The organism is Capnocytophaga sputigena (assembly GCF_002302495.1).
Lineage (GTDB): Bacteria > Bacteroidota > Bacteroidia > Flavobacteriales > Flavobacteriaceae > Capnocytophaga > Capnocytophaga sputigena.
Map to the genome: position 1 here is coordinate 280,967 of NZ_CP022379.1, position 17,203 is coordinate 298,169.

Sequence of the window (17,203 nt, forward strand, 5' to 3'; positions counted from 1 at the left end):
ATACATATTACAATTAAAAAAGTTGAATAAAAATTTGTCGATATAAAAAAAAGTAGTACATTTGCACCCGCAAAGAAATGATAAACGAAAAATGGCGAGGTAGCTCAGGTGGTTAGAGCGTTGGATTCATAACCCAAAGGTCACGGGTTCAAATCCCGTCTTCGCTACGAAATAGGCGTAATTAGTTTGATAGTCAACTAATTACGCCAAGTTTTTTAAAATGTATGGGTCTTGTTTGGGGCTTTTTCTTAGCACGTTTTTACCGTGTGAGAGGTAGCCCTAAATAAAAAAATGTCTACAAACGAAAAAAACACTTCTTCACGTATTATATACGTTGATTATAAGCCCGCTACACTTCAAAAAGGGCATAATAACGAATGGCGTATTGTATTCTACGCTAAAATTCCTACTCAAAATGAGTTTAAACGTTTTCGTAAACGCGTTCCTCCCCTCTCCCCTACTCGTGAACGTGAAAAATACGCCAAAAAGATGATCGCTTCTATCAATCAAAAATTGGATAGTGGCTGGTCTCCTTTCTATGAGGATAATAATGTTAAGTACAAATCTTTGCAGTTTTGTATTGAATTGTTTCTGAAAATGCAAGAACGAGAGGTGCAAGACGGTATTAAACGCCCCGACACGCTAAGGGCTTATACATCTTGCTTGGAACTCTTCCAAAAATACATCACAGATAAAAAAATACCTCTCAAATTTGTAATAGAGTTGGACACAAATACATTACAAAATTACTTGGATTACTTGTACTACGACAAAAAGAATAGTGCTAATACTTATAATAACCACTTGCGCCTGCTGAATATCTTCTTGAACTGGTGCAAAACCAAAAACTTTATCAATGTAAATCCTGCTGAAAGTATCAAACCTAAAGCTAAGGTGCAAAAGAAACGCGAAGTGCTGGCGGTGGATATTAAAGCAAAAGTGAAGACACTACGCGAGACAAATTTTCATTACTATGTGCTTTGTATGCTTACTTACTACTGCTTTATACGGCGCACTGAACTGACAAAGCTGAAAGTAAGTGATGTATATTTGCACGGTGGCTATATAGTAATTGACGGCACAAATTCTAAAAACCGAAAAACCGAAAGTGTAACGATCCCCGATGTATTTTTGCCTGACCTTGCCCAGCACCTCACTACAGCCAATAACAGCGACTACCTTTTTAGTGCCGATAAGTTTAAAGCTGGTCCTACTCCAATAACCCCTAAAAAGATTTCGGACGAGTGGGCTAAGTTTCGCAAACTGCACAAGTTTGATAGCAAATATCAGTTTTACTCTCTCAAAGATACTGGTATTACTGACTTGCTGAACAGTGGTATTCCTGCTATTAAGGTACGCGACCAAGCACGGCATTACGATTTGAAGATTACGGAAAGCTACACCGCCCGTAATAAATTTGCCGATGAAATGGTGAAGAGTGCTACGTTTGCTTTTTAATGCTTTACTCCTATTGATTAGTGTTTTTTTTGTGTGTTTTGTGTGCAAGGTGTATTTTCACTATGTAAAACGCTGTTTTTCAGAATTATATAATACACACAAAACTGCACACAAATTTTTATTTTGCACACAAATATATGTTTTTGCACATAAATTTATAAATTTTGGGCGCGGGGTGAACGTGATTATATATATAAGTTTCCCCCTTCTTTAAATTGATTATGTAGGGCGGATAGTTTTGTGTGTGACAAAAAAAACCGCTCTTACTATGGGCAAGAGCGGTAAAAAAAATAAAAAAAGCCTACTTGTGTGTAGTGTATTTTAGTATGAGCCAACCAAATAGGTAGTAACGTTTTTCGGTGCGACCAGTTTCTAAATGATGTATGATTTTTGTTTTCATAGGGCTAAAAAGGTAACATAAGGTCTTCTAATAATTCTTGTCGGGTTGCAAAGAGCAAATGACGCTCAAACGATTGTTTTCTATTGTAGGTGTTTGACAATACCTTGTAAGTTTCAATGTAGCTTTGAGAGGTTTTTACACTACCGTCGTTATAGGTGTAGTGATTTAGTACGCTTGTAGTATCTATTCTTACTACTTTTCCTTGGTGTATTTTATTGTTTTCGATGTAATACACGGTATCTCCGAGGTTGAATTTTGTTTTGATTTCCATAGCTTAGATTTTTTTTAAGGTTTCTAATATTTCATCTGGAGTTAAATCTATTTGGTATTTTTCTTTTAGAACTTTTAGTTTTAATAGTTTAATGAGTTTAAGACATAATTTAAGACATAATAATGAAAGAAAAGATGGTTTTTCAGATGAAAAAATACACTCTTCTTTATAGCAATGACTTGTAATACCATCTTTGTCAGATATTTTATAAAGTATATCGGTATCATTGATATAGATTTCTTTTACAAAGCCTGCAAATCCTATAAATCCATCATCACAATATACTCTTTCTCCTAAACAATATTTATGTTTAAACTCCATTGGATTACTTGTTGTTAGGGTTAGACAAATAGGGGGTTAGGACTTCTACAAAGTTGTTGAGGGTGTCGATGCCTCTGCAAATTTCGGGGGGAACGTAGTCGCTGCCGTCTTGGCATTGCCACATAAATTTTAACGAAGTGGCGAACATTAGGGAGCGCATTGTACGGGCAAAGTCTTGTAATGAAACTTTGTCGGTGAAGTACTCTTGTAGGGCTTCGGCGGGGAAGCAGTACTGGGTTGCTGGGTTTGTGTTTTCTGTTTTCATTTGTGATATAAAAATAAAAAATCCGTGAGTGGGTGTTGTTGAAACTTACAGCTGTTAGCAATAAGTGTATAGCATTACGGCTATACGACACCTTCACGGATATATTATTTAATATATGTATTTGCTGGAAACAATTCCAGCTGTAAGTTTCAACGGGGCAAAGGTACGGCAATTTTTGAAACTTGCAAGCAAAAAGCAAAAAAACTTTCGCTGTGGGGCGAAAGTTTTTTGTAAGGGTTTGATATTCAGAGGGGGTTATTTTCTATTTTTCAAAGTATTTAGAAGCGAGCCATACCAATAAAAGCCCTCCTCCAATGATTAGGGCAGCATCGAGTACATCGTTTTGTAATTTGTCTTTTTGGGCGAACATCTGGTATTGCTCTTCGGTCATTTTTCCCTCATCGGCAAGCATACGCACGTATTGCTTTTCCTCCTCGAAAGAGGCGGTTTTATTGTTTATTTTTTCTCTGAGAGCCATTAGGGCTTCATAATCGGCTTCGTTTTTCATTGTTTTTTCTTTTTGTAGAGGTGTTTTCTTACTTCATCGGTAGAGATGAAAAAGTGACCGTAGCCTTTTTGGGTTAATCCCTCTATAAGATCTTCATCACGAGACCATATTTTATGCTTATATTGCAGGTGCATAGCAATAAAAGGATAATCGTCTTCATCTATGTCTTTTACAATAGAAAATGCCTTTTGGATATTCTTATCTGATAGATCTTCTAAAGGTACAACAGTGATATTTTTCAACAGTAAAGCCAAATCAGCTAAAATTTGTCGGTTTGTTTTATCCTTTTTTCTTTTTTTCTTTATGGTATCCAAATGATCTTTTACCTCTTCTATAATGTAATCAGGAGCCATAAACTGCATATTTTTATCTTTTAGGATAGAGGCTAACTCTCCATTGGGTGCTATTAGTGATCCAAAAAAGATATTGCTATCAGCGATTACGATCATACTATTTGTTTTTAAAAGGTAAGTTTAAGTTTTTAGCTTTGGCTAATCTACGGGCTATGTTTCTGTTGGCGATCTTTGATAGTGCCATAATAGCCTCGTATTGTTCTGGCGTTTCTTCCTCAAAAACTGGCTGAGCAAGAGTTGTTTTTTTCTTGCTGAGTTGTTTTGTGTTTGTAATGGTTACAAAATCAAAGGTTTTTAGGTATTGCACTAAGTTTTTGGCTATGTTGCTATTGCTGTCTATTGTTATTGTGTATGGCATAATATTCTGTATTTTTATGCAAAGGTAGTGATTATTTGTGAATATGCAAATAAAAACCAGCCTTACGGGGCTGGAGAAAAGGGGTATTAGCGTTTTTTGCGTTTGGCGGTGGTTGCCTTGGCTTTTACGATTCGTCCGTTTTCGTTGTAACGGAATCCTTTTTTTAATTTTCCATTGGCTTTTAAGCCTACTTTACGGGTTGTTGCCATATTAAATAATTATTTATTGGTTACTAAAATTGTTTTACGTGTTCGCTTCGTACACATACTCGGCTGTGCCAGCTCGCCGACTTTGCTTCGTGTTCGTGTGCGGTGTGGTTAGAATTGTTTTACGATGTAGGCGAATATGCGGGGTACGACGGTGTGTGTGCGGTGGTGCTTGGTCATATTTTTGCCTTGCTTTTTGGTGTTGTTGTTGGTGATGTGTTCTTCGGTAAATAGGTGTTCGTGATATACTGGGAATCCTAATATATCTACGCCTACTTGGTAGGATACTACTTTGGTTACTACTGTGGTGCTCATATTTTTTTATAAATTACTTGCGTTGATTGAAAAATTGTTGTATCTTTGCAGTGCAAAAGCAAAATGTTTTTGTTTAACAGAACGTTTCGGGCGTTTGGTCAAGAGGGGACATTATGGTCATCTTAGACATCTGTTATAAGGAAGTCGCTTGTTATTTAGAGCGACTTCCTTTTATTTTGTACATAGTGCTAATAGATATTTTATTACCTCTCTTCTTGCTTAACCGCACAGCTTCCATTACTATATGTACGTTTTCTATTCTCTTTTTATATAGAAATACATCTTGGTTTAGACGGTTTTTTCCTTGATAACTTACTTCATCGGCATTTTCCAATACTGTAGTAATAAGGTCGAAATCATCTAAATTAATAGCTATTTGCCCACGTGATTTTTCTGTTTTTTCAGAGCCGTGATGTTTGATAATATGCCTAATCGCACTGGTATCAATACAACGTTCTACATTTTCGAGGTCTATGCCTAATTGCTGTTTAAATGTTTCGGCTTGCTTTTTAGTTACTTTTCCTATTATTATTTCCTTGTGCTGATTTAGCTTGTCGGATAAGGCAAAATCTACTAACTTCTGTATTTTGCTTTTCTTTTTGGGTGTATTTTGTTCTTGTGGGTTATTCATTGCTTAATAAATTACTTCATAGGTGTTACTTGTTACTGGGGAGGAGTCGGGCGGGGTGGACTCGCTGGGTAATAGTTGCTGGTGATATACGCTGTAGCGTAATTGTTCGCTGGGGGTGCTGTTGTAGCGGTTTTTGGACGGGTATATGTAATTCTCGCGATAGTCGGGGAATACTTGTGTGTACAGAATTATATCGCCGTCGAACTCGGAGGTTGTGCCTCCACGCATATTGCCTGCTACGGTTTGCTGGAATATGATTAGGAATAGCTTGCCGTTGTACTTCTTGCGCAAATCTCTATCGAGTAGGAAATTTCTGTCCCATTCGCGTATTTTGGTGAAACTATCAATTACAATTACATCGTTGCGTTCTATGAGGGCTTGCAAGTCTTGCATATTTTCTATTTCGGGGGCTTCGACATTGGCTTGTGCGGTTTGGTCGAGGTACTGTTGTACTTTGTCGAAATATAGTTTGCTATCGGGTTGCTCTTCGAGGCTGGCGTGTCCTACTTTGTAGTTTTGTGCCAGGGCGTTGATGAATTGAAAGGCAAAGCGTGTTTTTCCGCTTCCTGCTCCTCCCGTGATTGTAATTGCGGTGCTACCAGTGTTTTTGCGTTCTACATCGCCGAGAAATGCTTGCATTTGTGGCTCTGCGATGATAAAGGTTTCAAAGGTGCGGTTTTGGAGCGTTGCCATTTTATTGGCAAGGCTGTTATTACGGGGTGTTATAGATGGGGCGAACTGTTCGGACGGGTCTGGTGAGTGTTCGACGAATACTTCGGGGGTTGACAGTGCGGAATTGGGCACGGTTTTTGCTACACTTTCAGTAGAAAGTGTTTCATTTCGCCCGTCTTGCAAGGTGCCTACTGGGTCTTGTGCGAAATGAGGCACTTTTTTATTTTTACCTACTTCTACATTTTTAAGTTCTGTTCTTCTATCTTTATATACTACTAATGAAATACGTACGTGGCGTTTTTTGCCGTCTATGGTTATTTTACTTTTGAAATTTAGGTAACCTAAGACATCTTTACCGTCTGAGGCTTTTCTATCTCCCCAGTTGTTATAAGTAGAATTTTTGATGAGTGTTTTTAGATGTGCTATTACAGCAGCTTTGGCACTGTACATAGCTTCTCCATAGGCTATTTTACGACCTGCAGTATTGATAAATACTACTTCTTTCACGTATTTTTCGATAGTAGCGCTGTCTCCTTTTAGATATAGATTATAATACTTCATTGTGAAAGTACGCAACTCACTTACTTTCATTTTTTTGAATCGGTCTGTATCGGTTTCGGGGTATTTGCCGAAAAGTGCGGTTTGTCCCGTTGGTTTTATATAGGTCTGTTTGTTTTGATAGACTTTCATTAGTTGGGACTGATAGTATTGTATTTTGGTGTTGTATTCGGCGATTTTGTCGTCGGCAATTTTTTTCACTGCCATATAATCTGGAGCAGTGGGGTTTACAAAGTCCTTATTGGAGGGGTTTATAAACCTATCTTTTAGGTTATCAATATATCCTTGATAGGTGCTGATTTGTGTTTTTAGGTTTTCGACTTCTTCGTCGTACTGTTTTTCGCCCTCTGATTGGTATTTCATACGGGCGAGGTTTAGGGGTTCGCTTGGGGCAAAAGGATTCCAGCAGGCGCGTACATACTCTAAGAATTTAGCTTTGGTACTGGTGCGCTTGCTGGCTTCTTTATTCATTAGAAAATCAAACATTTCTTGCTCGTGTGCATTGGTGAGTTCTGGGGCGTTACGGCGTGCTTGCCCTATCCAGTCGGCAATACGTTCAATTTCGTTTTTGTCGGCTTTGCTTTGTGTTTGGCTGAATTGTACGAGGGTGCTCATCGTACTGCCTTTGGGGTTTAGGCACGATAGGTTGAGTATATATGAGCGGTTTTTTCCCTCGATATTGGCTTTTTCGTTGATTTCTTTTTCACTATATCCCTCATCGCGGTATTTGCGATAGATTGCAGCGCGTTCGTAAGGCTCTTCTAAGGTGCGGTTGGCATTGCTTATTTCTTTGGCGTAACGAATAGCATCGGCTTCGGTGGGATAATCATCATTGGCGTATTTTACGGGTACGGTTTTATGTCCTAAACGTTTTAGGGCTTCGTAACGGTGGTGTCCTGCCAGTACAAAGGTTTTTCCTTGCTTTTCATCATACCATACGACTAAGGGGTCGAGGTCGGTAGGTTTGAAGTTATTGACGATGTTTTCGACAATTTCCTCATTGAGTTTTTTGCGGTTTTGAAAGCGTTTTTCATCGGTGTATAGGTCGGTTAGGGGTATGGTTTTTACGCCCTTGTATTGGGTGGTACGAGGGGCTTTTTTTTTGGTGTTTTTTTTTGAGGACAAGTCGGACGGGGCGGACTTGTCGGTGGGGGTTTTGGGGGTGTTTTTGGAGGCTTTTTTGCCTTGTAGCTTTTTGAGAAAAGCGGGGTTGCCGTCCTTATCCAGTGCAAGGATATAGTCGGTGGCTTGCTGGGCAAGTGAGGCGGCACGCATTAGGAATTTGTTGTCGGATTGCGCTTCTTTGATTGCGCTGTTCCAGCCTTTGAGGTAGGCGGCGTGGTTTTTGTTGTTGTACCACATTATACCTGCCCAAGCGGATAGGAATACAGCACCAAACTCGGCTACTAACTCTTCTTTGGCGTAATCGTCTTTTTCTAACATTAGGTGTATTCCTCGATTTAGTCGCTTGTTGTGCCCAGTGGAGTGGGTGAGTTCGTGGAATAGGGTGCGGTAGTAGTCGTTTACGGTATCGAATTGCTCTTGTTTGGGTAGCTTTATATAGTCGCTGGCGGGGTTGTAATAGGCTTGGTTGCCCTCGTTCTTGATTGCGGGAGGGTTGGGGTAGTTCTCGACTATGAGTTGTGCAGCACGGTTTTCGGTGGCGCTATCGGGGACGGCGCGACCGATTTGGAGTTCGTCTAACTTGAAGTCTATGTTTTCTATATCTGCTCCGTTGTATACGTTGTAATAGCGTATCATTGGGATACGCCCGACAATGTCTTCTGATAACTTGTATTTGTGTAAGAAATCAAGTACTTTTTGTGCGTTGGTAGAAGAAAAGACTTTACGCCCGCTATTTTTGTCGGCTGGGACAACATAGCGGATTGAGTAATATATTACTTCATAGCCTTTTGCGCCTTTTTTTAGGGTTCCTTTGTGTTTTTTGATTTGCTTAAAGGTGAGAAAATAGGGATTGCGAAACGCTCCAGCAAAGCCTATGCGTTCTTGTAACAATAGGCGGTTTACGCCTCGATATGGTTTTTTGCTGTCGTAATTTAGGGGGATAAAGAATGCGTCGTCTTTCCACGCGCGATGATAGTCGGTGGGGCTGGCTGATTTTAGCATACCGATTATTTTATCGGTTACCATTTTGTATATATCGGCAGTAGGCACGGGCTTTCCGAGCCCTTGTGTTTCGTCATCGGTGGCTTCGGGGAAGTAGTCGATACCAGCGGCAGCGAGAAAGGCGATTTCGTCTTCTTGATGTGGTGCGGATAAGGCTGTACGCAATTTGAGTATACCAGTTTTTATTAGGTATTGGTTTACTGCATATTTGGCGTTTTCGGTAAGGGTACGTTGCCACGCTTTGGCGGTGGGAGCCCATTTGAAAGCGTGGGCTTTAAGGGCTTCGCGCACTTCTTTGCTGGGGATACCGTCAAAGAATATTTGTAGGCGTTGTGCTTCGCCATTATGTACTATTTTGCCACCCTCGATAAGTATTTCATCTGTGCCTTTGGCTTGATTCTTTTCGAGGATTGCGATACGTTTTTCTACTTCCTTTATATCTCTATTGAGGTATGGCATTGTAAACCAATTGTAGATATCTTTTTCAGTTTGTTTGCCTCCCTTATCTATATGATTAACAATAGTTTCTGTTGTTTCTTCGTCAATGTTATATTTTTTGAATACTGATAAATCTTTGTTTTTTTGATATTCTTTAGCTGCTACAACGCCGTTTTTTAACATTATTTTTCTGTCTTGTAACATTTTTAGCTTCTGCTGTAGCTTTGTCATAGCATTGTTATCTGTACTCTTGATAATATCACCCTCTTCGTATAGGTCTTCGGGTTTGTTTTTAGCTATTTTCTCTAATATCTTATGTAGTTTGTCGTACTTTTGGCTCCATAATTCGCTTTTTTCACTTTGCAGGCGCATTCTCTTTTCATTAGTAGAGATTTGTTTTTCGGTAATACCTGCTCCTCCAGTAATAGCAGTGCTAAATGTTTTGCTACGAGTTGCTATTATTTCTCTTTCGAGTTTCAATAGCGAGTTATACCCGTTGTTAAACGCGCTATTATACTTTTCTAAAACACCTTGTTTTTTAGCTTCTTCAGATAGTGAATTATATAGACTATAGAACATTTCACCCCATTGTTTTCTATCTCTTTCAGCGCGAGCGTCAGGGTCAAATGAAATCCAACTATATGAGCGTTTAAGGGTGTTAAAATCTAAGTCTTTAGCGAATGTTTCAGCGGTATAGGTTTTTGAGGACGAGTCGGACGGGGCGGACTTGTCGGTAGGGGTTTTAGGGGATTTTTCGGGTTTATTTACCTCTAATGTTGCTTTTTCTTGTTCGATGAAAGCGAACATTTGGGCTTGTTGTTCTTTTTCGGCTTCGTTTTCGGGAACGGGGGTATAATAACGTTTGTTTTTTCTGTCGTATTTCCAGTTTAATTTTTTAAACTTTGCTTTGAGTGTTTTGGTAAATGGGTGTCCAAACTCTTTTTCGGTGTATTGTGATAATAAACCGCTACGTTTTTGCACTTTTAGGACTTTGCCGTCTACAAAGTGCCAGCCTTTTTTTAGGCGACCGCATTCGTCGAGGGCTTCGCGGTAGTCGCCTGAATGGCGTGTGCCCGCAAGTCCTGCTTGGTTGTCAGTTTCTTGCGGGTAATTGATAATATTGATATTGAAGCGGTTGCTATCGGGGTGATCGTTGAGAATCTTTGATAGGCGATAGATGACTTCGGTGTTGTTTTGTTCTTTGGCAAGGGCTATAACGGTTTGTATTTCGTCACGTGATACGGTGCGGTTGTGTAGGGCAATAAATTCTTTCATTATTTTTTCCATTTTTTACATAGTTTGGTGTTTTGGCGGGTGAGTCCTGCGAGTGGACAACTGCAAACGCCACAACATTTTACTCCCATTATTATTTTTTGCAATGGGCAGTTGTTACAGATTTCGAGACGGCGCAAGGCTTCGGCTTCGACTTGGAGGTCGTCGCGGAAGAGAGCGTTACGGTAGCCTTGTATGATAGGTTTAATTTGCATTTGTTTTTTTGTGCAATGTTAATTGGTATAGCATTATGAGTACGTTGAGGGCTGATAGGGCTATTGAGGCTTTCCAATAACCGCTATCGTTGTTTTTAGTATTACTTTTTTGTGTTTGATTTTTTGCCATTATCAATTATTTTTATGTGTTTGTAGCAGTAATAACCGCCACTAATGAGTAGAACAAAAGCTAATATCGTTACTATTCCTTTTTTTTTTCGGATATGTATTGTGTAATCCCCATTAGACTGTGGGCTTTTTCAAATGCACTATTCGGTATTTGTTTAAGGCTGTTTTCGCCGTTTTCGACTGCTGTTATGGCTTTGGCTAAACGGATAAAGAAGTCTTTGTCGAGTTTTTCAAATACTTTGTCTTTAGCTATTCCCATTTGTTTGGCTACATAATCGGCGTAGTTTTTTGAGTTGTTTTCGGAGGGAGGTGCCCAAGTATAGATGAGTTTTTCTATAGTATTTTTTCCCCTATTTATTAGGGTACGTGCGTTTATCATTAGGGCACGCAATCCCATTTCGATACTTTCAAATTGTTCAAAACGCCCATCGGTGTTTTGGTTGTGTGGCACCTTTCCTTGCCAAGGTGATTTACTTTTTTCTAAGTTGCCAGGGTTGTTGTTTCGCAACCCTCTGATGTTTGATTTGTTTCTGAAATCCATAGTGTTTGTTTTAAGGGGTTAGACGGGGCGGACGGGGGACTAATTGCTAACTGCTATATGATGTTTTTGTTAAAGGTGTATAGCTGTCCAAAGCCTTCGACATCTACTTCGTAGCGCAATTCTTTGAGGAATTGCTGGCTGTTGGCTTTGAGGGTGTTTACAAAGGTTTGGGTGTTGTTGTTGGTTTTTTCTTTTGAGAATGCGCCTTTTAAGAGGTTGCCCCAACTTGAGAATCCTCCTGATATGTTGAGTATATGTTTGGCGAGCTCGGTGGTGGGGATTTCGACGTATATATCTTTGAATGTGTAGCTTCCTCCAGCGGGGAGTGTTACGCCATTGATATTTCCGAGGTCGCCAAAGGCTACTACTTGGTTGCCTCGATATACGCGGTAGGCTTTTGCTGTGATGAGGTTGCCAGTGCGTGCGGTGAAATCTTGTGCGGTGGGGTTTTGTAGGGTGAAATCGATATAGAAGCGCAGGCGTGTGGTGCTGATGTCGAAGTTTTTGGGGAAGCCTACTTTAAAGAGTATTTTCTCGAATACATCTTTGGCTTGTGCGGTTTTGGCTTTGACAAAACTCATTAGGGCGAATGCGCCGATGAGTGTTCCACCGATGATGAGGTACTTTACTTTCATAGGGTGTTATGGTTTTAGGGTAAAAAATCGGGAGATTCTATAGCATATATAGATTACTACTAATATACCTATGCCAGCGAGTATTTTTATCCACGTGGGTACATAGGGTACGGGTTGCATTTTGTAGAGTGAGGTATGTATTTGTTGATTGTGTGATTTATAGGTATTGAGTTGTTGTTGTAGGTTTTGGTATAGTATGAGTTGTTGGCGGTATTTGTCGTAGTATATGCCGTAGTTGTTTTGTCCGCTGTGTTTGGTGGTGTTGAGGCGTGCGAGGAGTTGTTGTAGTTGTTGCTGGCATAGGGTGTCGCACTGGTTGTTGCCAGTGTGTGGTGGTGTTATGGGTATGTATAGGGTGTCGTGGACGGGGAGTGTGCGATCTATCCATATAGTGTCGGTTGTTTTTTGTACTGTATCAGTAGACTGTTTCTCTGCTTTATAGGTACGACAGCCTATAATGAACATACTACATAATAGAATTATAAGGAAAAATATGTTTTTCATAGGTAAAAGGTATTAATTTTCAAACTTTTTCTTCAGAATTTCTGAGGCATTATTTATAAATTCTTCCGCTTCGTCGAGTATTGATTCGGAGAATACTCCTACAATACCGCATAGGGCGTTTACGACTGGGATAGGTAATTGCATAAGATGAAGGAATAATACACCTGCACATAACGAGGTAAATACAGCTATAATACACGAACGAAAAAAACGCTTCCAAGTCATACGTTTGCGTAGTTTGTTAATTGAGGCTCCTATTATTCCTGCGAGTAAAAAGCCACTGTATTTATAAAAAAAGTCTAAAAGTGTTTGCATATTATGGGCGTTGTTCAAGTTGTAATACTCGTTGTTCTAATTGTTCTATTCGTTGTTCAAATTCTTGTTTTTTTTGTTCAAACTCTTGATTTTTCTGTTCAAGTTCTTGATTTTTCTGTTCAAGTTCTTGAAGTTTTTGCTGAAAATCTTGATCTTTCTGTTCAAACTCATTTCTCTTTTCTCTAAATTCTAGAATACTTTGTTCAAAATAAGCAGGGTCTACTGTTATAAAACTTCCTATTTTGTCAATACGATATTCTATAGTTCCATTACTATTGTTATGAAGGGGCTCAACACTACTTGGACGCTCTTCTATATCCCACCATTGTACCGTTCTACTTCCTCCACCTGCATTTTGTAAAGCTTCGTCTACATATTTTTTAGTAACATAGTCTTTTTCGTCTGTAGGCTCTGAATATTCGGTTTGGCTTATTTTTTTGGTTTTTATCCCCTCGCTATCTACTTTGATAATTTCTGTTTTCTGACCATTATTTTCTTGAGATAATAAAAATCCATTAAAATTAAAATAAAATAGTGAGGTTGTTTCACCCCCGCCACTATCAGGATTCCCATGTTCTCCAAAATGTCGGAAATTCGAGATTAGAGATATTCCATTTTTATCAAGTTCTATTTTTTGTTTAATATAATCCGAGTAAAGGTTGTTATAAATATTTGAATACTCTAATATGGTTTTAGCGCCTGCGAAATATAATCTAGAGAAATCCGTATCATAAGAAGTTGTATGCACCTCTTTAGAAGCTGAATTAAAATTATTGAAATTCTTACCGTCGGCAATATCAATATCTTTATCCATTTCATTCCCTTTTGCTAACACTTGAGATAACGTAGGTGTTTCTTGAGTAGGAGAAGAAGCACTCTCAATCTTATTTTCAATTTCTTTTTTTAGTTTCTCGTCTGCTTCTTTGTATTTTTTTTCGAGATTCTCTAATGATTCTCTAACCTCATCTATTGGAGAGGGTGGGGTAAATTTTCCAGTCATATTGTTATTTAGAATTAAAAAACAAGTTTTGTATACACTTTATCATCTCTAACGACAACAAATAGAGGAGTTTGTTCGGCTGAATATTCTGTTATTCCCTCAATTGTTTTGTTGTTTGCTATGAATTTAGCTACATTTAGTGCAGGAGGTTGAGATACAATATATACAATGAAAGTAGATATATCAGTGATATTTGAAAAATCCAAATCACAATTAGCACTAATGAATAGCATAGACCCCATATCTTCCTTTTTTAATACATATTGAGGTGTGCTAATTTCAATAACTGGAATGCCTCTAAGTATAGAGTTATTCCCGCTATTGCTATTATTGTTGTTATTCCCGTTATTACTAACTTTAGATATTGTGTTACTGAATTTTCCTGTCATTTTATTTATTTTTAGATGATGAAAAATAATATACTCCTCCTGCTGTTATAATTGCTATAGCTATCCATATCCAACTGGCACTTTCTTTCACTTTTTTATTGAGAGATGGTTGGACATTGATGTTAGGATTGTTAGGTTTTGGTACGGGTGCAGATGTTGGAACTGGTGCGTTTTGAGGATCTTTTTTAGGCGACAAGGTTACTTCTGGCAAATTTTCTACTTGTATATTCAGATAGATAGCTTTAATTGATAACAATGAAGTAGCATCAATAGTAATAGGGGTATACCCTACGTAAGATATTCTTATCTTGTCTAACTTGGTTTTCAAGCCGAGATTACGATATAAGAAATATCCGTTTTTGTCGGTAACAGTTCCCTTTCCAATGTTACTTATATTGGCTATGTGTGCCCCTACTAATGGTTTATTAGTGAGTTTATCTATTACCCGTATTTGCAAGGTTTGTGTATTGACTTTCATTTTGCATTTTTTTGAAAATTGATCAATAGTACCTACTTGTACTACTGTATTGGTTTGGGGGTTTTGCAATATGTTTCTCATATCATTATTTTTTTTTGCAATAACATACGGTAGGTATCTGTAAAGATGGGTATCTTAGTGTCATTGCGTTCCAGTCTTCACTGCCCAAGGCGTGTTTAAGCCAAGAAGTTAAGTCCCAACACTTATTGTATATTCCGTGAGAGAATTTGTGGCAATGAAAATAAGCCTTTAAAATTTTCATATGATCATCAGTAGCGATTCTATCATATATCAATGATTTTATTTGCTCCTTATCTCTACCTATCCAACTCATATTCATATTGGTAAGCAAAGCACGTGTAGTTTCTTTTAATTCAGTACTTTTTGCAAACTTCAATAATTCTTCTCGGTATTCTGGAGTAGCCTTTACTTTTACACCCGTTTTACCAACAATTACTTCGGGTGCGTTAGCTTGGTTTTCAGCTGCTTTTTCGTTGTATTCTCCACTGTCTTTTTTGAATAGAAAATAAGCACCAACGCCTAAGCCTACTAATGCTATACCTCCAATGATATATGCTTGTTTTTTTGTTACATTCATATCTTAATAGTTTTAAAATAAACTTCTTGCATCGTATGCCATTAGATTTCTCAAGGTTGCTAATTCTTTTTCGCCTAAATCACCTTGCAAAAAACTTAATAAATCTTCATCTCCTCTATTACCTATAGAAAAATTTAAAGCTCCCTCGCGTTTACCAAAAGCATTGTATATAGCTACGAATCCATTGTAATTAACGCCTGCAAGGGCTTTATATATTTCTTTTTCATTAGTACCTGCACCTTTCATAGCAGCATACAACGTATTTGCTTTTGCTAAAGCTGCTGCTGGTGATACATTGCTTTGTGCTGCTTTTGGGTTGTATTTCATTTTTTTGAACCTATTTTTCCAATACAATGTATAGAATGCGTACCCTGCTGTTGCTAAAAATGCTGTACCAAATAGAATAAATCCTATATTTATAGTTGTAGATACAGCTTTTCGGTTATCTTCGGCGGCTACCTTAGCAAAAACTTCGCTGGCAGCACCTGATAATTTATTTTTTTTGCTCATTTTCATATCTTTTAAGGATTAGCAATTGCTATATCTTTAAGAATGCTTTTAGTGTATTCCAAAGAATGGTGTTAGAGAAATAACTCAAAGCCTTTTTATTTTCTGAAAGGCTTGCGAGGCGTACTAATACTTTTTCGTCTAATGTTGCTAATTTATCAAGGGCTTGTTGTTTGTTCATTGTTTCGTTGCATTAAAAATTCGTACAATTCTCCTATGATTTCATCGCTAATTTGAGGGTTACTAATCACCTTAATAAATTCGCTCTTTGCTAATGATAGATTAGCCCCTGCTAAAGCTGCTACGGGTGCTTGTGCTGGTGCTGACATCATTTTTTCGACAACTAACGGGGCTATTGCACCTAACGATTCACTCACTTTTTCAAAGGCAGGGCTTTCCCAGAAACCTTTTTTACTCAGCAACTCCTCTTTTAATGCCAACTCGTGCTTCTTGTCTGCTGTATCTAACTGCAATCTTAGAGAGGCTTTTTCCTCATTTAGCGTGCGTACTTGGCTTCGTAAATCTTTGTTATCTTCACGCAAAGTGTCGTTGTCGCGCAATAAATCTCTGTATCTTTCCTCTACTACCTTACTTGTTATCCAGTCGGTAGTTGCTACTGGAGTATAGCCTAGCCCCATTGGATACCCCATAGCTGTTGGCATATTAGTTGGTGCTTGTGCTGTGGGAACAGTTGGCGCAGGTGCTGTGGGAACATTTGGTGTAGGCTGTTGAGTTGTAACGACTTCGTTCATAGGTGTTTCTTTTTTGAAATTGAGAGTGAGGGTATCAATTTTATAACTTGTTTGTTTAGCCCCCGAACCATATAGGCGTTTTAAATCAATTTTTACATCGGTTGTAAATCCTTTAGTAGGTAATATTTTAAGAAAATCACTAACAGTGCCGTATAGGGTGTATATATCCTGCAAGGAGAAGCCGTACTTTGGCGCTGCTTGTTTGGCTAAACGGGCGGTGCCTTGCGTTACGGTGATAATATTTGCTGGGTTTTCGGATAGGAACTGCTCGATACGTTCTGCTGGGTTTTCCATTTTATTTTTATTGATTTTCTAAGTTGTTACTATCTACTATGGGGACGATATAGGTCATTATGGCACTATTGGTTTTTCCTGCTTCTTTTTTAAATTTGACACGAAATGCTGTATTTATGATAGGAATTTCGTTTTCCGCCATAAATACCTCACGAGGCGCAAACTCTTCACCTACGCTGTCATCGATGATAAATGAGGTTTCGCCGTCATTACGAATGGTGAGTCCTACAACGCCCTGTTTATTTGTGTCGCTGTAGAAATCGAATACAGTATCATCGGTGATTCGATGGCGATATAAAAGTCCTTTTCTCATAATCATTATTCGCTACAATTGCAGTCGCGTTGAATGGTGAAAACTAACTCACCAATGAAATCATCGGTAAGGTTTTGCTCTGCCAAAACAGCAACTTGGAATTTGTTATTGTTGCAATCAAAACCAACTTGCTTCATTCCTTGTATATGTCCACCTCCTTTGTGCTGAAAATCGCGATAATCTACTGGCTCAATAATAGTGTTTGATTGCGGGTCGCGCACGCTCATTTCGATAGCAAATTCGGGGTTGTAGTTTTTAAAAGGAATAAAGTACACGCCTACACATTTACCTTTTTCGAGTGTAACGTATTCGGTTTGCGCTTTTTGCCCGTTTGAAATCTTAATATTAACGCGGTTTGTTATTATACTACTTGTCATCTT

At 38.5% G+C, this 17,203-nt stretch carries 26 protein-coding genes and 1 tRNA gene; 2 read left to right on the forward strand and 25 right to left on the reverse strand.

Going from position 1 to position 17,203, the window contains the following annotated elements; all coding sequences use genetic code 11:
* The first annotated feature begins 93 nt into the window (after positions 1 to 93).
* Positions 94 to 167, forward strand: a tRNA-Met gene (locus CGC57_RS01315).
* Positions 168 to 291: 124 nt separating this feature from the next.
* On the forward strand, positions 292 to 1,458 hold the full coding sequence (locus tag CGC57_RS01320) for a tyrosine-type recombinase/integrase (RefSeq protein WP_095897649.1): 1,167 nt from the start codon (positions 292 to 294) through the stop codon (positions 1,456 to 1,458).
* Between the two features lie 404 nt (positions 1,459 to 1,862).
* On the opposite strand, the gene CGC57_RS01330 is transcribed toward CGC57_RS01320, so the two are convergent.
* From CGC57_RS01330 to CGC57_RS01435, 25 genes are all read right to left on the reverse strand, one after another.
* Entirely contained in the window at positions 1,863 to 2,129 is a 267-nt protein-coding gene (locus tag CGC57_RS01330; protein WP_095897651.1) for a hypothetical protein, read from the reverse strand.
* Positions 2,130 to 2,132: 3 nt separating this feature from the next.
* Entirely contained in the window at positions 2,133 to 2,450 is a 318-nt protein-coding gene (locus CGC57_RS01335) for a hypothetical protein (RefSeq protein WP_095897652.1), read from the reverse strand.
* A 4-nt stretch (positions 2,451 to 2,454) separates the two neighbouring features.
* Complete coding sequence (locus tag CGC57_RS01340) at positions 2,455 to 2,715, reverse strand: hypothetical protein (RefSeq protein WP_095897653.1); 261 nt, start codon at positions 2,713 to 2,715, stop codon at positions 2,455 to 2,457.
* Positions 2,716 to 2,977: 262 nt separating this feature from the next.
* Positions 2,978 to 3,223 (reverse strand): hypothetical protein, encoded by a 246-nt coding sequence (locus CGC57_RS01345; protein ID WP_095897654.1) that lies wholly within the window; start codon positions 3,221 to 3,223, stop codon positions 2,978 to 2,980.
* Positions 3,220 to 3,672 (reverse strand): PIN domain-containing protein, encoded by a 453-nt coding sequence (locus tag CGC57_RS01350; RefSeq protein ID WP_095897655.1) that lies wholly within the window; start codon positions 3,670 to 3,672, stop codon positions 3,220 to 3,222. Before CGC57_RS01350 ends, CGC57_RS01345 begins: the two co-directional genes overlap by 4 nt.
* A 1-nt stretch (position 3,673) precedes the next feature.
* Positions 3,674 to 3,934, reverse strand: coding sequence for a hypothetical protein (locus tag CGC57_RS01355; protein ID WP_095897656.1), 261 nt, complete (start codon positions 3,932 to 3,934; stop codon positions 3,674 to 3,676).
* A gap of 86 nt (positions 3,935 to 4,020) precedes the next feature.
* Positions 4,021 to 4,143 carry a hypothetical protein gene (locus tag CGC57_RS13105; protein ID WP_262482412.1) on the reverse strand — a complete coding sequence of 41 codons (123 nt, stop codon included), beginning with the start codon at positions 4,141 to 4,143 and terminating at the stop codon, positions 4,021 to 4,023.
* Positions 4,144 to 4,251: 108 nt separating this feature from the next.
* Positions 4,252 to 4,455 (reverse strand): glutamyl-tRNA amidotransferase, encoded by a 204-nt coding sequence (locus tag CGC57_RS01360; RefSeq protein ID WP_095897657.1) that lies wholly within the window; start codon positions 4,453 to 4,455, stop codon positions 4,252 to 4,254.
* Positions 4,456 to 4,606: 151 nt separating this feature from the next.
* The gene (locus tag CGC57_RS01365) at positions 4,607 to 5,086 is read right to left on the reverse strand and encodes a PBECR3 domain-containing polyvalent protein (protein WP_095897658.1); all 480 of its coding nucleotides are present in this window, start codon (positions 5,084 to 5,086) and stop codon (positions 4,607 to 4,609) included.
* 3 nt (positions 5,087 to 5,089) lie between these two features.
* The gene (locus CGC57_RS01370) at positions 5,090 to 10,156 is read right to left on the reverse strand and encodes a zincin-like metallopeptidase domain-containing protein (protein ID WP_198537260.1); all 5,067 of its coding nucleotides are present in this window, start codon (positions 10,154 to 10,156) and stop codon (positions 5,090 to 5,092) included.
* On the reverse strand, positions 10,156 to 10,368 hold the full coding sequence (locus tag CGC57_RS01375; RefSeq protein ID WP_095897660.1) for a hypothetical protein: 213 nt from the start codon (positions 10,366 to 10,368) through the stop codon (positions 10,156 to 10,158). The genes CGC57_RS01370 and CGC57_RS01375 overlap by 1 nt, the downstream gene beginning before the upstream one ends.
* Positions 10,358 to 10,498, reverse strand: a complete 141-nt coding sequence (locus CGC57_RS12845) for a hypothetical protein (protein ID WP_157909297.1) — start codon at positions 10,496 to 10,498, stop codon at positions 10,358 to 10,360. Before CGC57_RS12845 ends, CGC57_RS01375 begins: the two co-directional genes overlap by 11 nt.
* A 72-nt stretch (positions 10,499 to 10,570) precedes the next feature.
* Positions 10,571 to 11,038: a hypothetical protein gene (locus CGC57_RS01380; RefSeq protein ID WP_095897661.1), complete on the reverse strand. Its 468-nt coding sequence runs from the start codon at positions 11,036 to 11,038 to the stop codon at positions 10,571 to 10,573.
* A gap of 53 nt (positions 11,039 to 11,091) precedes the next feature.
* On the reverse strand, positions 11,092 to 11,673 hold the full coding sequence (locus CGC57_RS01385; protein WP_095897662.1) for a hypothetical protein: 582 nt from the start codon (positions 11,671 to 11,673) through the stop codon (positions 11,092 to 11,094).
* A gap of 6 nt (positions 11,674 to 11,679) precedes the next feature.
* The gene (locus tag CGC57_RS01390) at positions 11,680 to 12,177 is read right to left on the reverse strand and encodes a hypothetical protein (RefSeq protein ID WP_157909298.1); all 498 of its coding nucleotides are present in this window, start codon (positions 12,175 to 12,177) and stop codon (positions 11,680 to 11,682) included.
* 12 nt (positions 12,178 to 12,189) lie between these two features.
* Complete coding sequence (locus tag CGC57_RS01395; RefSeq protein WP_095897664.1) at positions 12,190 to 12,492, reverse strand: phage holin family protein; 303 nt, start codon at positions 12,490 to 12,492, stop codon at positions 12,190 to 12,192.
* A gap of 1 nt (position 12,493) precedes the next feature.
* Positions 12,494 to 13,492: a hypothetical protein gene (locus CGC57_RS01400; RefSeq protein ID WP_095897665.1), complete on the reverse strand. Its 999-nt coding sequence runs from the start codon at positions 13,490 to 13,492 to the stop codon at positions 12,494 to 12,496.
* Between the two features lie 14 nt (positions 13,493 to 13,506).
* On the reverse strand, positions 13,507 to 13,881 hold the full coding sequence (locus CGC57_RS01405; RefSeq protein WP_095897666.1) for a hypothetical protein: 375 nt from the start codon (positions 13,879 to 13,881) through the stop codon (positions 13,507 to 13,509).
* Between the two features lies 1 nt (position 13,882).
* Positions 13,883 to 14,440 carry a carboxypeptidase-like regulatory domain-containing protein gene (locus CGC57_RS01410; protein WP_095897667.1) on the reverse strand — a complete coding sequence of 186 codons (558 nt, stop codon included), beginning with the start codon at positions 14,438 to 14,440 and terminating at the stop codon, positions 13,883 to 13,885.
* Positions 14,441 to 14,444: 4 nt separating this feature from the next.
* Complete coding sequence (locus CGC57_RS01415; protein ID WP_095897668.1) at positions 14,445 to 14,957, reverse strand: hypothetical protein; 513 nt, start codon at positions 14,955 to 14,957, stop codon at positions 14,445 to 14,447.
* A gap of 12 nt (positions 14,958 to 14,969) precedes the next feature.
* The gene (locus tag CGC57_RS01420) at positions 14,970 to 15,467 is read right to left on the reverse strand and encodes a hypothetical protein (RefSeq protein ID WP_157909299.1); all 498 of its coding nucleotides are present in this window, start codon (positions 15,465 to 15,467) and stop codon (positions 14,970 to 14,972) included.
* A 28-nt stretch (positions 15,468 to 15,495) separates the two neighbouring features.
* On the reverse strand, positions 15,496 to 15,645 hold the full coding sequence (locus CGC57_RS12850; protein WP_157909300.1) for a hypothetical protein: 150 nt from the start codon (positions 15,643 to 15,645) through the stop codon (positions 15,496 to 15,498).
* A complete protein-coding gene (locus CGC57_RS01425; RefSeq protein WP_095897670.1) occupies positions 15,623 to 16,510 on the reverse strand; it encodes a hypothetical protein in 888 nt (295 codons plus the stop codon). Before CGC57_RS01425 ends, CGC57_RS12850 begins: the two co-directional genes overlap by 23 nt.
* A gap of 7 nt (positions 16,511 to 16,517) precedes the next feature.
* Positions 16,518 to 16,823 (reverse strand): hypothetical protein, encoded by a 306-nt coding sequence (locus CGC57_RS01430; RefSeq protein WP_095899438.1) that lies wholly within the window; start codon positions 16,821 to 16,823, stop codon positions 16,518 to 16,520.
* A gap of 5 nt (positions 16,824 to 16,828) precedes the next feature.
* Positions 16,829 to 17,200 (reverse strand): hypothetical protein, encoded by a 372-nt coding sequence (locus tag CGC57_RS01435; RefSeq protein WP_095897671.1) that lies wholly within the window; start codon positions 17,198 to 17,200, stop codon positions 16,829 to 16,831.
* Positions 17,201 to 17,203: the final 3 nt, after the last annotated feature.

Coding starts and splice junctions, on each gene's coding strand:
- CGC57_RS01410 (WP_095897667.1), bottom strand. CDS start 14,440: ATGAGAAACATATTGCAAAACCCCCAAACCAATACAGTAGTACAAGTA.
- CGC57_RS01435 (WP_095897671.1), bottom strand. CDS start 17,200: ATGACAAGTAGTATAATAACAAACCGCGTTAATATTAAGATTTCAAAC.
- CGC57_RS01380 (WP_095897661.1), bottom strand. CDS start 11,038: ATGGATTTCAGAAACAAATCAAACATCAGAGGGTTGCGAAACAACAAC.
- CGC57_RS01350 (WP_095897655.1), bottom strand. CDS start 3,672: ATGATCGTAATCGCTGATAGCAATATCTTTTTTGGATCACTAATAGCA.
- CGC57_RS01320 (WP_095897649.1), top strand. CDS start 292: ATGTCTACAAACGAAAAAAACACTTCTTCACGTATTATATACGTTGAT.
- CGC57_RS01390 (WP_157909298.1), bottom strand. CDS start 12,177: ATGAAAAACATATTTTTCCTTATAATTCTATTATGTAGTATGTTCATT.
- CGC57_RS01425 (WP_095897670.1), bottom strand. CDS start 16,510: ATGGAAAACCCAGCAGAACGTATCGAGCAGTTCCTATCCGAAAACCCA.
- CGC57_RS01355 (WP_095897656.1), bottom strand. CDS start 3,934: ATGCCATACACAATAACAATAGACAGCAATAGCAACATAGCCAAAAAC.
- CGC57_RS01340 (WP_095897653.1), bottom strand. CDS start 2,715: ATGAAAACAGAAAACACAAACCCAGCAACCCAGTACTGCTTCCCCGCC.
- CGC57_RS01345 (WP_095897654.1), bottom strand. CDS start 3,223: ATGAAAAACGAAGCCGATTATGAAGCCCTAATGGCTCTCAGAGAAAAA.
- CGC57_RS01415 (WP_095897668.1), bottom strand. CDS start 14,957: ATGAATGTAACAAAAAAACAAGCATATATCATTGGAGGTATAGCATTA.
- CGC57_RS13105 (WP_262482412.1), bottom strand. CDS start 4,143: ATGGCAACAACCCGTAAAGTAGGCTTAAAAGCCAATGGAAAATTAAAA.
- CGC57_RS01385 (WP_095897662.1), bottom strand. CDS start 11,673: ATGAAAGTAAAGTACCTCATCATCGGTGGAACACTCATCGGCGCATTC.
- CGC57_RS01405 (WP_095897666.1), bottom strand. CDS start 13,881: ATGACAGGAAAATTCAGTAACACAATATCTAAAGTTAGTAATAACGGG.
- CGC57_RS01420 (WP_157909299.1), bottom strand. CDS start 15,467: ATGAGCAAAAAAAATAAATTATCAGGTGCTGCCAGCGAAGTTTTTGCT.
- CGC57_RS12850 (WP_157909300.1), bottom strand. CDS start 15,645: ATGAACAAACAACAAGCCCTTGATAAATTAGCAACATTAGACGAAAAA.
- CGC57_RS01430 (WP_095899438.1), bottom strand. CDS start 16,823: ATGAGAAAAGGACTTTTATATCGCCATCGAATCACCGATGATACTGTA.
- CGC57_RS01330 (WP_095897651.1), bottom strand. CDS start 2,129: ATGGAAATCAAAACAAAATTCAACCTCGGAGATACCGTGTATTACATC.
- CGC57_RS01360 (WP_095897657.1), bottom strand. CDS start 4,455: ATGAGCACCACAGTAGTAACCAAAGTAGTATCCTACCAAGTAGGCGTA.
- CGC57_RS12845 (WP_157909297.1), bottom strand. CDS start 10,498: ATGGCAAAAAATCAAACACAAAAAAGTAATACTAAAAACAACGATAGC.
- CGC57_RS01375 (WP_095897660.1), bottom strand. CDS start 10,368: ATGCAAATTAAACCTATCATACAAGGCTACCGTAACGCTCTCTTCCGC.
- CGC57_RS01335 (WP_095897652.1), bottom strand. CDS start 2,450: ATGGAGTTTAAACATAAATATTGTTTAGGAGAAAGAGTATATTGTGAT.
- CGC57_RS01395 (WP_095897664.1), bottom strand. CDS start 12,492: ATGCAAACACTTTTAGACTTTTTTTATAAATACAGTGGCTTTTTACTC.
- CGC57_RS01400 (WP_095897665.1), bottom strand. CDS start 13,492: ATGACTGGAAAATTTACCCCACCCTCTCCAATAGATGAGGTTAGAGAA.
- CGC57_RS01370 (WP_198537260.1), bottom strand. CDS start 10,156: ATGAAAGAATTTATTGCCCTACACAACCGCACCGTATCACGTGACGAA.
- CGC57_RS01365 (WP_095897658.1), bottom strand. CDS start 5,086: ATGAATAACCCACAAGAACAAAATACACCCAAAAAGAAAAGCAAAATA.